Below are 15,444 nucleotides of genomic sequence, written 5' to 3'. Positions count from 1 at the left end.
CCGAAAGTTCGGTATGCCGGGGCTTCTCATCCCAATATTTTTGATTCTTTAAAATTTTTTAAAACAAAAATATAATGCGTCAAGTTCTGTCGCCACGGGCTATGATCTTTGTTCCAGAAAGAAAAACACTAAAAAGTAAAATATTATGAAACCACTAAAAAACTACAAAAGCAGATCGCCTTAGGCGATACTCCAAAAACAGATTCAATCAATTATTAATAACATTACTAAATAAGTATAATACGATGAATACTAAAATAGTACTAAAAAAAACATTTCTTCTTATATTATTAGTTTTTCAATATAAGAACCTATTAAAGTCTCAAATTTTAAATGGCAATAATTACCAAACATTTAATGTTGCTACTCCAGAAGTTTCATCTTTAATGAATTTAAGTACCTTACCCCAAGTTGATGCAATTGGAGCAACTGACATTTCAATTCCTATATACAATATAAAATTAGATGAAATGGATATACCTATTACCCTAAAATATAATACAAAAGGGAGTCCAATTGATCAAACTGCACCAAATACAGGATTAGGTTGGAATTTAATCGGTGGAGGCAATATATTTTTTAAAATTAATGATTTACATGATTTTTATGCTTCTATTGTGCCTTCAACAGGAGAATATATAGTAACAGGATATCATCAAAGTAATCAAATATTTTTCCCAGAAATAGTTGGAGATATGCCGGATGAATACATTGTTAATGCACCACAACTAAATACAAAGTTTTTCATGTTAGAAACCAGGCATAGTAATGGGCCCGGTCCTAGTGACCCTAAAACATATAAAGCTACTTTTTTAGATGGGAAAAATTATATTGTAAATTCCGAAAGAGGAGACCTTGAGTATACACAAATCATAACTAATAATCCACGAAAAATCACTGACTATACAAAGTTTAATATTACTAGTGACAAAGGCTTCAATTATTCCTTTGGAAATCCATCGGCTACTTATACGTCAATCACACCTCTTCCTAGTAGACCTGAAGATATTATTGCACAACTCATGCAATATCCTAAAATTTCAACATTACAATTAGAAAAAATTATTTCACCAAAAAAAAATGAAATAGAATATGAGTATGAGGATTACAAAATAAACTATATACAGCAGGATATTAATTTCACTCATTATTATGGAGTCTTTTTCCCAAATACATTGGGAACAGTTTCTTTAGGAGATTCCTATTACAGATTTGAAAACAACTATGATCCTTATGCAATAAATAATCCTAACGGATTTAATTGGAATAAAATTAATAATACAGGACAAATCCATCCTAAAAGGTTAAAAAAAATAAAATTTGAACAAGGCAGTATTATTTTTTATTACAATATACCTCGTAAAGACTATGATGGAGACTCCCTAGACAAAATAGAAATTAAAAATACTTCTGGGAAAATTATAAAAACAATTAACTTCTATTATGATTATTTTACTTCAAATTCCAATATACTAGATAATTATAATAATTTAAGATTAAAGCTTACCAAGATTGTCGACTCCAGTATTGGAACTTATGATTTTGAATATGGTAATGATTATATTTCAAATATATTTCCATCAAGAAATAGTTCAGAAACAGATTTCTTAGGTTATTTTAATCAAAACGGTTCAACAAGAACAAACTTCCCTACTACCGAATCTAATAGCTTAAACCCTGATTTTTACCCTAAAAATAAATTATATTATTATCCTAATTTGACCAGAGATCACATTCTGCCTTTTAAGTTAAAAAATATAGATAATTACAAAACAGAGGGTTCCATAGATAAATCAGCAAGTAAAGCTTCTTTGATAGGCTTATTGACTAAAGTTATCTATCCGACTGGAGGAGGGCTTATTCTAGATTATGAAAATGACGACTTCAATTACTTGAATGAGAATTATATTCTAGGATCAGCAAGAATTAAAAGGATGAAATATATTTCTGAAAATGGAACTGTGTATAAAGAGAATTCATTTAAGTACAGCGACATCTCTACTGGTAAATCTTATGGATTAGTAAATTATTTTACTCCCTTAGAAAATAGTACAACAAATTATACAAACGGATCAAAACTTAATGCTGAAGGAAGTTTTATTAACTATTCAAAAGTAACAATAGAAGAAAACAATAAAGGTAGTATAGAACGTAGCTATTCAACATTTTCTGATTATGAAGATGTATATCCAAAATATAGATATGATAATAATATAGAAAATCTTAACGAATTAGTCTCTTCTGTAAAAATGTACTCAAGAAATGCATTCTCAAGGCAAAACTTAAGAGGTCATTTACTCAAAGAAAGTATATATGATTCAAATAATAAATTACTGAGTACTAAAATTAATAACTATGGTGTACAAAATGTGAACAATATATTAATGAATCCTATAATTACTTTTCACTACAGAAGTCCCGTTTATTCATTTGGAGCCATTCATAACATCCCAATTGAAAGATTATTAATTAATGAATCAAACAAATATGATTATTTTGATAGTAAGGTTTTAAATACCATTGAGAAGTATTCTTATCATGACAATGGAAATTTATATACAAAAAAAATCTTTTTTCCTAATGAGAAGATCTTAGAGACACAATACCAATATGCTCGTGAAAGAAACAATCAATATCTTATTAATAAAAATATAATAAGTACACCCTTACAATCAACAAATATCAAAACAGAAAATACAATAGCTAAAATAACTTCCAAATCCGAAGTAGTATACCCCATTAACCAGATCGATGCAGATGTTAATAGCTCAGGGCTACCATTACCAAAATCAATTATAAGCTTTGATATACAAGATCCTAATGATACCGCAGAAATAAAAGTGACTTATGACTTATATGATAATAAAGGAAACATATTACAATATTCCGAAAAAGGGAAGCCAACTAGTATTATTTGGGGGTATAATCAATCTCTTCCAATTGCTAGAATTGAAGGGGCAACTTATAGTCAAGTTTATTCATCTGCTACAAATATTATTACAGCTTCAAATACTGATAATTTACAAGAAACAGAAGTATCAGAACAATTATTAATTAGTAGTTTAGATAATTTTAGAAATAATTTTGCATTAACCAATTATCAAATTACTACTTATACTCATAACCCATTAGTTGGAACTACTACTATAACTTCTCCTACAGGAATTAAAGAAACTTATAAATATGACTCTGCTAATAGGTTGGAACATATACAGGATATCAATAAAAACATATTAAAAGAATATAATTATCATTATAAAAATGAGTTAACCACAACCTTTTATAACGAAGCAAAAGATCAAACATTTACTCGTAATAACTGTCCACCAGAAGCGACTCCAGGTTCTTATAACTACAAAATCCCTGCTAATACATACAGTTCCATTATAAGTAAATACGATGCTGATCAAAAAGCCCAAAATGACATTAATAATAATGGACAAAAAACTGCTAATATATATGCTTTATGTAATAATAGATACTGCACAGTCTCACCTACTTATATCAATCCTATTTATTATTCATCTTTTGAAGAAGTTACATTTAACCATATTAAAGCCATACTAAGTTTTCCAATTAATAATATTAGTAACTCTGGTAATAGCTGGTCCAATGGATTTATAATAGGAACTCTTAGCAATTCTTGCACCCCAAAAACCGTTAAGTCTTTTAATATATCTTCAGGAGGAAAGAGCTGGAATGTATCAATAAATCAAGGAGGAAATATTAGTATACAACTTAGTAGTGGTAGTATATCCAATGGAGAGGTTATTTCCTTGAATTTCGAATATGATAAAAATTAAGTACGAAGTTAGAATTTAGAAGTACGAAATACTGAAGTTAAGAGAGAAAAAAGCAGGTTGGTGCTTTCATCACCTGCCCTCTCTTTAATTAGAAGTTAGAAACTAGAGGTTGGAAGTTAGAAGCCAACCCCTATAGCCTTATAGCTGAACCTTTGGTAGTTCTTATTACTACCCTTTCAAAAAAACACAAAAAAGCTAAAACTCTTTTTTAATGCGTCAAGTTTTGGCGTCACCAATCAGGACATTTGTTCTGTAAAGGTTATTGGTTATCGGTTGATGGTTGATGGTTGATGGTTGATGGTTGATGGTTGATGGTTGATAACTGATAACTGATAACTGATAACCACCAAACCATATAACTTAAATCCTTACAACCTGTCAACTTTATAACTAAATCACTGAAAAACAAAAACACAAAAAATCGCAAAAAGTAATTATTAATCTTTAAAACCCAAATCGTTATGTTTAAGTTCAAACATTTTTATACCATGGGAATTCTCATGGCAGGGACTCTTTCATCCCATGCCCAGATTATTCTCACCAATCCGGTAACAGAACAAAACAAGTCTGTTTCCGATCCTTACAGCATCAGGCTCCTGCCAGGGTTCAATGCCGCTTCACCTGCCGTCAATAGCTTCAGGGCTTCTCTGGGAGCTTCCTCCAACCCCAACCCTACGCCAAATTATAATTCTCCTAATCCGACAGCTTCCATATCGGTGAATGAGAATTACATCTACTCGCGTACTTATCTGGCACCACGTTCTTCCTCAGATCCTGCCGCCCCTCAGCAGCAGAGTATCTCCTATTTCGACGGACTTGGCAGACCCAAGCAGGAGCTTTCTATTAAGTCTACACCTCTAGGTAATGACTTAGCAACCGAGATTCCATATGACAGCTTCGGCCGTCAGGTACAGTCGTGGCTTCCGGTTCCGATGGGTTCGAAAAACGGAAATATACAATCCGGAGTTCAGACCGCTGCTTCTGGTTATTACAAGAAAGCTGACGGATCTACAGATCCATTGGCTTATGGAGAAAAAATACTCGAAAACTCTCCTTTGGATAGAATCCTTGCTCAGGCTGCTCCCGGTTCTGACTGGGATGGTAAAAAGATACAGTTTCAATATCAGGCCAATGCTGATGGTGAAGTCTACCGTTATACCACCAGTACTTCCTGGAGTAATAATGCAACAGTTTCTGTTTTGGGTTTAAGTGGTACCTACGGAGCCAATAGCTTATACAAGAATGTCGTTACCGATGAAGATGGAAATTCAACAATAGAATTTAAAAACGGACAGGGACAGACTGTTCTGGTTCGGAAGAATGATGGCTCTCATGATATGGATACTTACTATGTGTACAATGAGTATGATCAACTCGCTTTTGTTATTCCACCTCTCGCTATTGACAAAGGTATTGATGCTACACTCCTTAATGAGCTGGCTTATCAGTACCGTTATGATGGTCAGAACAGACTCGTGGAAAAGAAGCTTCCGGGAAAAGACTGGGAGTATATGGTTTATGATAAGCAGGACAGACTGGTATTAACTCAGGATGGAAAACTCCGCCAGCAGAATAAATGGCTCTTTACCAAGTATGATAAATTCGGAAGAGTCGCTTATACAGGATTACTGGATAGTGCTCCGGGAAGAGATGCTCAACAAAGCAATATGGTTCATTTTGGTGTTAATAACGAAGAAAGAAGTACTTCCGGTTTTGCACAGAATGGAGCAACTGTTTATTACAGCAGTTCAGCCTACCCTGTTAGTAACTTTACTCTGTTAACCGTTAACTATTATGATGAGTATCCACCGGGAAGTCCGGCAGTGTTTAATGGTGCTTCGGTTCTGGGTTCTGTTCCGGTGAATGGAAGAAGTACCAAAGGACTTCCGGTCGCTTCTATGGTCAAGAATATTGAGGATAATGGCTGGACAAAATCCTATACCTGGTATGATGATAAAGCCAGACCTGTAGCCACAGAATCTCAGAACCATCTTGGCGGTTATACCAGAACAAGTTCTGTATTAGCTTTCTCAGGAGTACCTACCAGTACAACAACCTATCATAAAAGAGATGCTTCATCCGGGGAAATGGTGATGAAAGAAGATTTTTCTTATGACCATCAGAATCGCCTGGTAAAACATACCCATCAGGTGAATAGTGGTCCTGTGGAAGTTTTGACTGAGAATATTTACAATGAACTTGGGCAGTTGGAAGCCCGAAATATTGGAAATGGTATTCAGTCCATCAAAAACGAATACAACATTCGTGGAGCTTTAACCAAAATGAATAACCCAAAGAATTTGCTGAATAAGCTTTTCGGGTTTGAACTAAAGTATATTAATCCTTCCGGAACTTCTAAAAAGTACAATGGCAATATTGCGGAAACCGATTGGGCAACACAAAGTGACGGAACACTAAGACGCTATAGTTACCAATATGATGGGGTAAACCGATTAAAAGAAGGCAGTTATTGGGATAATGCCGGAGCTGCTAGTGGATCTTATGCGGAGAAATTAAATTATGATCTGAACGGGAATATCACCGGATTGCAAAGAACCGGTCAGGGTGCCGGATTAATGGATCAGCTGAATTATACCTACGATCAATCCGGAAATAGTAATAAACTGATCCGGGTGAACGATGCTTCAGGAAATGCAGCGGGTTATCCGGTAGGTGGAAACACAATTGTTTATGACATCAATGGCAATATGGTGAATCATCTGGATAAAGGAATTTCGAATATAGCTTACAATTACCTGAACCTGCCAAGCAGTATTACAGCTTCCATTGGGAATACAGATTATGTATACCGCGCAGATGGTTCTAAAGTAAAAAAGGTATTTGGAGGTAAAACAACAGATTATCTGGATGGATTCCAATATGAAAATGGAGTATTACAATTTGTACCGACTTCGGAAGGTTATTATGATCTTACCAAAAATAAGTATATTTACAATTACACAGACCACCTTGGAAATGTAAGACTAAGCTACACAAAAGGTGCTTCTGGCGGAGCAGAGATCATTGAAGAAAATAACTACTACCCGTTTGGATTAAAACATCAGGGATACAACTCTACTTCTTTAGCCAATAATGCTTATCAGTACAAATACAATGGTAAGGAATTACAGGAAACAGGAATGTATGATTATGGGGCCAGAATGTATATGCCGGAATTAGGACGTTGGGGAGTGGTGGATCCATTGGCGGAGAAAATGACAAGACACAGCCCGTATAATTATGCATTCAATAATCCAATTAGGTTTATTGATCCGGATGGTAGAGAAACTAAAGATTGGGTTTATAATTATAAAAACAATAGTGTTTATTGGAATAATGATGCCACAAGTCAAGCAACAGCTGGAAAAAATGAAACATATCTAGGGAAATCTGGAGAATATACAGCAGAAGGAGGATCTACAACAGTTTTAAATTCGGATGGCAACTTTAAAAACAATGCAATATTAGGGGGGTTAGCTACCAATTTAGATCCTTTAATTCAGGCAGGGCAAAATGGCCCATTAATGAGTACGCTAGCTTTTGGAGACTCAAATACTCCAATGCTAAAAGAAGCATCTGGATCTAATACACCAGAAGTTGCTATGGGAAACCCATCAGGACGTTTAGCTGTTGCGGGGTTATATGGGCTACAAGGAAGTGTTTCGGGAATTACAACGGAGTTTGCCTTGGCAAAAATAGGCTTAGCTGCTAAATTGTCTTGGTCTTTAACAGGCTCTACAAGTGGTGATGCCTTAGGAAGTTTAGGGGTGCAAATAGCCAATCCTACAAGTAAAGGATTTGCAGGCATCGTTAATAATGCGAAAGCTTTATGGGGAACTTCCCAAGAGCAAATGGCAGCACATTTGGGTGAAGGGTGGACATCTGGAAGTTATGGAAGTAATGGGATGGGATGGAAGTTCACAAATGGAGATAAATCTATTTTTTACAACCAAAGTAGCTCGGCCCACGGAGGGGCAGAATACTGGGGATTTTCTTCAGGAGAATTAGGAAAAACAAAAATAGTAAATCCTTCTACTTATCTCCATAGAGCAGGAGATAAAGCAACAATTATTTACAAATAATATTAATTATGGATACAAAAAAATTATATGATTTATTCTTGGATACCCTATCACATTGTGGCTCATTTATTTTTAATTTAAGTAAGGATGAAATAGAATATGAAATTTTTGAGGAATTTGACATTGAAGTTATTTCGTTCTTACATGAAGATTCATTAAAAAAATTATTAGATTCTAAACTTATTACTATTGAAATACGAGATAAATGTATTTTGTTAAGAGAAAAAGTATTGAGATTACAAGAATTAAACTTATGGAAAGTAGATTTGGTCAAGACTAATGAAAAATGGCATGAGGTTATTATTATTTGTGATGAAATAAAAGAACTCATTAATAATACTTAACCCCCACCAGCGCGAGCCTCCGGCTCGTGACAAATACAAAAATACTTATCAAGCTGCCTTTTCAGGCAGCTTATTTTATTATACATATTATATTTACATTAGTACGAGCGAAACGCTCGCACCAGCGGGGGATTAATCCAATCGATTGGTTTAAAAAGGTAAATTGGAATAATTTTCAAGTTCAACCAAACGTTAGAACTGGACAACAAAATGGAGGTACCGGAACGGGTAGTTAATTAACAGAAAAAATTAGATTATGAAAAATAAAAAGATCATACTTATTGGCTTATCTCTATTGGCTATTTACGGCTTTTTAAGTGTAAAAATCGCCTATAATTTTTCGTCACCACATCCTATAGTAGATTTAGACACATTGATGCAACTGTTTAATCCATCAAACTGGAAGTATATAAATCTAAGTGCGGAGTACCAAAGTAATTTTTTCATATTATACCTGGAAATAATATTATCCATATTGCTATTCATATTTACAATATTCATTAAAAAATCAAAATATATTTTGTATTCTTCAATGATTTTATTTGTTATTTGGTTTAAAAACATGATTCTATTTAGAGAAATTATCCAAATAGATATTTATGCAAAATCATCAATTTTATTTTTAGTAAGTCTTGTAATGCTGAATATTTTAATTTTTTCTTACAAAAACAAAGCTATTAACGAATAATAAAAGCTATCCTCCCGCTAGCACGAGCTTCTAGCTCGTGGCTAATACAAAAATACTTATCAAGCTGCCTTTTCAGGCAGCTTGTTTTATTAAACATAGTATATTTACATTGATACGAGCGAGACTCTCTCATCGGCGGGGTTATATATTAGTAACCCGACAATACAATTGTAATTATGACATACATAAAACGCGCTTATTATTATTTTTTTTACAAAATGTATAAGTTAATAGATTATACTTCCACAATATCTGGCGGAGCTTTTTTAACAGATTTTAAAGCAAGCCTTGCTATGATCGCACTTGAAGTATGGTTTGTAGCTTCTCTTTTTAATTACTACGCAATTTTAATTGATGAAAATTTCATAGTAAAAAAAGTACATTTTATCATATTAGGTATTTTAGTCCTTTTACTTAGTTATTTTACCTTTGATAATAATGGTATATGGAAAGATTATATTAAAAAATTTGATCAATTACCAGAAAGAGTAAATAAAAAGGGAAGTATATTTTTTTATGCTATTATTATATTTATTATAGGTAATTTTATTCTATCCTTATATTTATTATATGAGATAAGAAAAAATTAGTATCTAACATCCCTGGATAAATATAAGTCTAAAGCTAAATTGCCCATGTGAGCCTCTAGTTTACAACTAATAAAATATCTCAACAAGCTGCCTTTTCAGGCAGCTTGTTTTACTAAACATAGTATATTTACATTGATATGAGCGAGACACTCGCACCAGCGAGGAGAAGAATAGAAGTAACGTCAAAAATGGGAAGAGATAGAGGTCATGGTCAAAGGCAAGGTGCTGAACAAGATTTAATTAAATCATTAGAAAAATATTTAGACCAATAAAAAGAATGAAATCATCACAAGAAATTCTGGAAATGTTAACTCATGAATTAACTATTAAATAATATTGAATTTAAAAATTCATTATCAAAATATTATAATGATACATTAGGGGACTCTTCATTTTTACTGGCAGGGTTGCTTGAATCAATTCTGAAAGCAAATTATGAAGAATGGAGTAATATGAATAAATGGATTGATGACAGTCTTATAATGAGCATCAATACACAAAATGAAAGACTCACAATCCAGGGGATCATGATACTGGGTGAAATTGATACTACTCAACAATGGATTGCACCTTTTTTGTTTAGTGTTGAATTATTTCAGAGTAAAATAAATTCCAAAAAATTCACATTTTTATTCAGTGATTCTGATAGTTATGACATAACATATGAAGAGTTTAATAATCATAATTATCAGATAAATTCAGATATAGAATGGAAATATATTATTAATTCAAATGATATTTTAATATAGAGACCTAAAGTAGATACCTCGCCAAGTATGGATATCTAGCTTTTAACATAGAATATTCGAATAAGCTGCCTTTTCAGGCAGCTTATTTATTAAAAGATTATATTTACTAAGTATGAGCAAAAAAATATGAAGCACTCGATATTAAATCAATTCAACAACAAAATAGTATTTAGCCTTTTTACTGTTCTAATATTATACTCTTGCAAAAAAAATGAGCATAATAAAAATAACAAAAACACTAATTCTATAAAATATATAGCATTAAATCAAGGAGCAAATCTATCAAAAGAACGACAGGAAAAAGCTTTTGGTAAATGGAAGCTAACAAATATTATTTACTATGATCATATCCGAGATACATCAAGCAAAATTAAAGTCAATGAAAATGTAACTGTTAATGAACAAGGAGTGTTCAATCATGAAGATGTGATTATAGCCAATAAGTATAATACAATTGGAACCTATACATTTAAAAATCTGGATACACTTAGCACTACTTATTATATTTTTAAAATTGGAGACAGTACAATGATGATGAAAAGCCCACTTTTATTTAGAATTGTCAATGGTAAGAAGACAAAAGATAGAGCCAGAGCAGAAATTTACTTCATAAAACAAGATATCAAGTAAAAAATGTACGGATCACGTTTCCGCTAACGTAAGCCTCTGGCTTATGACTAAAATCTAAAACAATGGAAAGAAGGAAATTACAAGAAATAATAAATAAATACTACAATGATATATTCATTCCTGATATAGTAGAAATTAATTCATTTGTTATGGATAGAGAATATTTTTTAGATATATTTCAAGTACGTTATGAAATCTCTATAGAGATAAATAGACCTATAAAAGGCCTTGAGGAAACATTAAACACCATAAGAAATACATGTGAAACCAAAATACAATCCACATCTATAGAAGGATCTAATATAAACTTAATAATATACACAAATTCCTCATTTAATGAAATTTATGGTATAGTTAATTTTTTCAATTAAAAAAGTCCCTTGCTAGCACAAGCCTCTAGCTCGTGACTAACAAAATACTTATCAAGCCGCCTTTTCAGGCAGCTTGTTTTATTATACATGATACATTAAATTGATGCGGGCAAAACGTTTATACTAGCATAGCTTTTCTAAAAGAAAAAATAATCAAAATGATTAATTTTCCGAGTTTAAATCCAGGTTAAAATAAACCTCTTTTTTCCAAAAAAGTTATCCACAAAATATAGAACGACATATCTTGTCGCTCTACTCTTTTATCTTTGATCTATAAAATTAATGACTCCGAAACCTGCTTGATTTCAGTGATCATGGAGGTTGAGAGTGACCATAAAACAAACATAACCCCATGAAAAAAGATTTCTATCTTACCCGCTATGCTCTTATTATTAAGAGATTAGAAAGCTCTCCTGCAACTTATGCACAACTGGAAGAGTACCTGTTGGGCTCCTTCGAATTTCAGGATGCCAAGATCACTGGTTACTCTATCCGGACCCTGCAAAGGGATATTAAAGAAATCGCCAGCCTTTTCAACCTTAATATCCACAACAAAAAGAAAGGCGACAACCGTTATTACATTGAGAGTCGACCGGTAATGGAGATCGACGAGTACAACCAAAAACTTCTGGAATCTTTTCAGATCAGCAATGCCTTGAATCTTCATCCGGATTTCTCTTCTTTTGTATTCTTCGAAACCCGCAAACCTACCGGACTCGAGCATTTCTATGATCTGTTTTTTGCCATTCGTAATAAAAGAGTGGTCACATTCGAACATTTCAGCTATCAGACCCGACTGATGACTTCCCGCAAAGTACAGCCTTTAGCCCTGAAAGAATCTAAAAACAGATGGTACCTGATTGCCGTAGATACAAAGGATAAAGCCTTGAAATCTTTTGGATTGGATAGAATCAATTATCTGGAAGTAAGCAACGGAAAGTTTCGTGAAAAGTACAATCTGAATTTTAAAGAACATTTTCAGAATGCTTTTGGCGTGATGAATCTTGCAGAACAAAAACCAGAACGCATTGTACTGAAATGTTCCCGCCATCAGGGTGAATACATCCGCAGTTTTCCGCTGCATACTTCACAAAAGAGTTTCAGAGAAACACCACAACATATCTGGTTCGAGTTTTTCCTGCATCCTACTTACGATTTTATGCAGGAAGTTTTATCTTTTGGTCAGGAAGCCGTAATATTGGAGCCTGTATGCCTCTCAGAACAGATTACAGCACATCTGAAAAATGCTTTAAAAAATTATGAATAAAATAACCGTTTGATGATAATAATTCGATATTTTTGTAAAACACCACTCACACAATTAGTATGAAATTATTTAAACTCATTGTTCCGGCACTGATCGCCATACTCTTCAGCATGTCTGTAAAAGGACAGCAAAAAGCGACAGACTTTCTGAGCATTCCCGGGCCTGTACAGTTCGACAATGCCTCATGGCGCCTCAACTGGTCTTCCCATCCGAATACCAATTACTACAAACAGGAATATCTGACTCCCGGAGAACAGACAGATAAATACAAAAGAATGCTGATGATAGATTATATCGCCGGCAGTTACGCTGTAAAAGACATCGCTGGTATAAAACTGAATGAACTGAAAAAGCTAAAGGAAACCAATCCTATCGTTCAGTTCCAGATGTATGAAAACAATGGCGAGATTATTTTAGACTTTTTACTAAGCGCTAATGATAACAAAGGCAGTGTTGCCATTATCGAGCGCAATATCTACCGTTACCGCAGTATTACAGATAGCTCTGGTAATCCAGGTGTTGTGTTGTTCGGGCTTAGTGAAAGAGGATATGCTCCGGATATTGAAAAATTTCTGACAGATCTTAAATCCAACATTCAGACAAGTTTGAATGCCGTTGCAGCATTCAATATCCCGCAGGTAAACCTGAAAAACAAATAGTTTTCTACTTAATTTATCAATCATTATAAATTTAACCAACGAATGAAAGCCGTTGTACTAAAAGCTTTTGGTGATATCGATCAACTGGAAATCAAAGATATTCCCATCCCCACGATTGGAGAGGATGAAGTACTGATCAGGACCAAAGCCATCAGCATCAATCCTGTGGATTATAAAATCCGCAAAGGTATAGGCTGGGCTCCCGAGTTACTGGCTTATGATCCCATTATTTTAGGCTGGGATATATCCGGAATCGTAGAAGCCGTCGGCGCAAAGGTTGAGCAATTTCAAATTGGAGATGAGGTTTTCGGAATGGTTAATTTTACCGGACATGGTAGGGCGTATGCAGAATATGTTGCTGCACCTGCCGCACATCTCGCAAAAAAACCACAAAACATATCCCATGAAGAGGCAGCAGCCAGTACTCTTGCTGCGCTAACCGCATGGCAGGCATTTAACAGTTATGGCAAGCTTCGCCCAAATGACAAAACATTGATTCATGCAGCTTCCGGAGGCGTTGGCCACTTTGCTGTACAAATAGCCAAGCATCTGGGCGCTTATGTTATCGGAACCTCATCGGCTAAAAATAAAGATTTTGTACTTGGATTAGGAGCAGATGAGCATATAGACTACAAATCGGTAAAATTTGAGGAGGTTTTAAATGATCTGGATTTTGTACTGGATGCTATTAGCGGGGAAAATTTTGCGAAATCTATACAGGTATTGAAGCCGTTTGGAACTATTATTGGACTTCCTTCAGGATACAAAGCGGATGATGAAATAGCAGCACGTGCCAAGCACCTTCATGCCAGTTTTTACATGAAAGTATATTCCAGCGGAGAAGACATGCAGCATATTGCCGGCTTACTGGAAAGAGAAATTATAAATCCACATATCTATAAAACATATGCGCTGAGTGAAATAAAGGAAGCCCATCAGCAGATAGAAAGTGGAACAACAGTCGGGAAGATTGTGATTCGTATTTAAGAATTGATCTAATTTACTTTACTGAAATACTTTTTGTTCTCTATGTACGTTTAACAGTGAAAAATATAACAAACTGATTTCAAGCTTTATGAACAGCACGAAATTAGAGACCAGAAAGTAAAAAAGTAAAAAAACAGATTATTTAGCATTATAATGATTTTTTTCACACATAAAATATTAGTTAAGATCATTATTTTTTTATAAATTTACAATGATATATTTTTATATATCGGTTATTCATAATAATGAATAATCATTTCATCAAGTGTGTTTTTGGGAATCGTATTATTTATTTAATACGATTCTTTTTCATATTAGCATTTTTCATAATTTAGTAAATAAAGATGAATCATAATGATTTATAATATTTTTAATCAACACCAATGCTACATATCGTATGAAAAACACTATTTTTTTAGCAATTTTATTTATTACAATATTTGCTAAATCACAAACACATCGGTACATATACGAGTTACAATTCAAATATGATTCTACAGAAACAGACCGAGCAAAACTCAACATGGTTCTGGATATCAATCCTAAAGAAGTGAAATTTTACGGAAGAGATTTGCTGAGAACAGACTCCATTAACAAAAAAACGGGAAGTGATAATAAATTTGTCGATATGTCCGGGCAAATTGTAAAACGTAAGATTAACTCTTTTGAAAACGAAAACTTTACCACAATTAAATTTGGCTACTACACTTATAAAACAAACGATAAAGTAGACTGGAAAATTTCTAACGAAACTAAAAAAGTTCAGAATTACACACTACAAAAAGCGACTACCGGATTTGGCGGCAGAAACTGGACCGCCTGGTTCTGTAAGGATATCCCGTTTAATGAAGGTCCATTTAAATTTCGAGGCTTACCGGGATTAATTTTTGAAATCCAGGATGACAAACAAAACTTTATATACACTTTAGTAAAAAGCCAGAATCTGAAAGAAACCTACCCTACTCAGGATTTTGTTGAATCATTTTTCGGAAGTAAAGCCGTACCGATTACCGAGCAACAAAAACAAAAATTATTTATGGAATACTACAATGACCCTTTTGCCTATGAAAGAAATAATTTTGCAAAAACAAATGGTGACTGGAAGATTAATATCAACGGAAAAGAAATACAAAATCTGGATGAACTGAACACACAGACAAAGAACATGCAGGAGCTTATTAAGAAATACAACAATCCTGCTGAGCTAAACAAAGCAATACATTACCCTAATTAATCAGGTTTTATTATTATTTGCAACTATTTATTCTAAGAAC

13 protein-coding genes are annotated in these 15,444 nt (G+C 33.6%); all 13 read left to right on the top strand.

Annotated features, from left to right (window positions below; genetic code table 11):
- The first annotated feature begins 245 nt into the window (after positions 1-245).
- The 13 genes from ATE49_RS05535 to ATE49_RS05480 all read left to right on the top strand — a co-directional run bounded on the left by ATE49_RS05535 (position 246) and on the right by ATE49_RS05480 (position 15,404).
- Positions 246-3,803, top strand: a complete 3,558-nt coding sequence (locus ATE49_RS05535; RefSeq protein ID WP_065081343.1) for a DUF5977 domain-containing protein — start codon at positions 246-248, stop codon at positions 3,801-3,803.
- A 461-nt stretch (positions 3,804-4,264) separates the two neighbouring features.
- The gene (locus ATE49_RS05530; protein WP_260255580.1) at positions 4,265-7,885 is read left to right on the top strand and encodes a DUF6443 domain-containing protein; all 3,621 of its coding nucleotides are present in this window, start codon (positions 4,265-4,267) and stop codon (positions 7,883-7,885) included.
- An 8-nt stretch (positions 7,886-7,893) separates the two neighbouring features.
- Positions 7,894-8,229 (top strand): hypothetical protein, encoded by a 336-nt coding sequence (locus ATE49_RS05525; RefSeq protein ID WP_065081342.1) that lies wholly within the window; start codon positions 7,894-7,896, stop codon positions 8,227-8,229.
- Positions 8,230-8,485: 256 nt separating this feature from the next.
- On the top strand, positions 8,486-8,917 hold the full coding sequence (locus ATE49_RS20115; RefSeq protein ID WP_143349693.1) for a hypothetical protein: 432 nt from the start codon (positions 8,486-8,488) through the stop codon (positions 8,915-8,917).
- Positions 8,918-9,093: 176 nt separating this feature from the next.
- On the top strand, positions 9,094-9,507 hold the full coding sequence (locus ATE49_RS05515; protein ID WP_169817111.1) for a hypothetical protein: 414 nt from the start codon (positions 9,094-9,096) through the stop codon (positions 9,505-9,507).
- A gap of 137 nt (positions 9,508-9,644) precedes the next feature.
- Positions 9,645-9,779, top strand: a complete 135-nt coding sequence (locus ATE49_RS20510) for a hypothetical protein (RefSeq protein WP_255581353.1) — start codon at positions 9,645-9,647, stop codon at positions 9,777-9,779.
- A gap of 135 nt (positions 9,780-9,914) precedes the next feature.
- A complete protein-coding gene (locus ATE49_RS05510; protein ID WP_065081339.1) occupies positions 9,915-10,256 on the top strand; it encodes a hypothetical protein in 342 nt (113 codons plus the stop codon).
- A 126-nt stretch (positions 10,257-10,382) separates the two neighbouring features.
- The gene (locus ATE49_RS05505) at positions 10,383-10,886 is read left to right on the top strand and encodes a hypothetical protein (RefSeq protein WP_065081338.1); all 504 of its coding nucleotides are present in this window, start codon (positions 10,383-10,385) and stop codon (positions 10,884-10,886) included.
- Positions 10,887-10,948: 62 nt separating this feature from the next.
- Positions 10,949-11,257, top strand: coding sequence for a hypothetical protein (locus ATE49_RS05500; RefSeq protein ID WP_059343751.1), 309 nt, complete (start codon positions 10,949-10,951; stop codon positions 11,255-11,257).
- Positions 11,258-11,609: 352 nt separating this feature from the next.
- Positions 11,610-12,524 carry a helix-turn-helix transcriptional regulator gene (locus ATE49_RS05495; protein ID WP_065081337.1) on the top strand — a complete coding sequence of 305 codons (915 nt, stop codon included), beginning with the start codon at positions 11,610-11,612 and terminating at the stop codon, positions 12,522-12,524.
- Positions 12,525-12,583: 59 nt separating this feature from the next.
- On the top strand, positions 12,584-13,183 hold the full coding sequence (locus tag ATE49_RS05490; protein ID WP_065081336.1) for a hypothetical protein: 600 nt from the start codon (positions 12,584-12,586) through the stop codon (positions 13,181-13,183).
- Between the two features lie 42 nt (positions 13,184-13,225).
- Positions 13,226-14,170: an NADP-dependent oxidoreductase gene (locus ATE49_RS05485; protein ID WP_065081335.1), complete on the top strand. Its 945-nt coding sequence runs from the start codon at positions 13,226-13,228 to the stop codon at positions 14,168-14,170.
- A gap of 397 nt (positions 14,171-14,567) precedes the next feature.
- The gene (locus ATE49_RS05480) at positions 14,568-15,404 is read left to right on the top strand and encodes a GLPGLI family protein (protein WP_081278413.1); all 837 of its coding nucleotides are present in this window, start codon (positions 14,568-14,570) and stop codon (positions 15,402-15,404) included.
- Positions 15,405-15,444: the final 40 nt, after the last annotated feature.

The organism is Elizabethkingia miricola, from assembly GCF_001675285.1.
GTDB lineage: Bacteria > Bacteroidota > Bacteroidia > Flavobacteriales > Weeksellaceae > Elizabethkingia > Elizabethkingia miricola.
This window is presented reverse-complemented; position numbering and strand designations above follow the sequence as displayed.

What these genes read in the sequence shown, in the direction of transcription:
- ATE49_RS05530 (WP_260255580.1), top strand. Translation starts at nt 4,265, where the DNA reads ATGTTTAAGTTCAAACATTTTTATACCATGGGAATTCTCATGGCAGGG.
- ATE49_RS20510 (WP_255581353.1), top strand. Translation starts at nt 9,645, where the DNA reads ATGAGCGAGACACTCGCACCAGCGAGGAGAAGAATAGAAGTAACGTCA.
- ATE49_RS05505 (WP_065081338.1), top strand. Translation starts at nt 10,383, where the DNA reads ATGAAGCACTCGATATTAAATCAATTCAACAACAAAATAGTATTTAGC.
- ATE49_RS05515 (WP_169817111.1), top strand. Translation starts at nt 9,094, where the DNA reads ATGACATACATAAAACGCGCTTATTATTATTTTTTTTACAAAATGTAT.
- ATE49_RS05480 (WP_081278413.1), top strand. Translation starts at nt 14,568, where the DNA reads ATGAAAAACACTATTTTTTTAGCAATTTTATTTATTACAATATTTGCT.
- ATE49_RS05490 (WP_065081336.1), top strand. Translation starts at nt 12,584, where the DNA reads ATGAAATTATTTAAACTCATTGTTCCGGCACTGATCGCCATACTCTTC.
- ATE49_RS05485 (WP_065081335.1), top strand. Translation starts at nt 13,226, where the DNA reads ATGAAAGCCGTTGTACTAAAAGCTTTTGGTGATATCGATCAACTGGAA.
- ATE49_RS05495 (WP_065081337.1), top strand. Translation starts at nt 11,610, where the DNA reads ATGAAAAAAGATTTCTATCTTACCCGCTATGCTCTTATTATTAAGAGA.
- ATE49_RS05535 (WP_065081343.1), top strand. Translation starts at nt 246, where the DNA reads ATGAATACTAAAATAGTACTAAAAAAAACATTTCTTCTTATATTATTA.
- ATE49_RS05525 (WP_065081342.1), top strand. Translation starts at nt 7,894, where the DNA reads ATGGATACAAAAAAATTATATGATTTATTCTTGGATACCCTATCACAT.
- ATE49_RS20115 (WP_143349693.1), top strand. Translation starts at nt 8,486, where the DNA reads ATGAAAAATAAAAAGATCATACTTATTGGCTTATCTCTATTGGCTATT.
- ATE49_RS05500 (WP_059343751.1), top strand. Translation starts at nt 10,949, where the DNA reads ATGGAAAGAAGGAAATTACAAGAAATAATAAATAAATACTACAATGAT.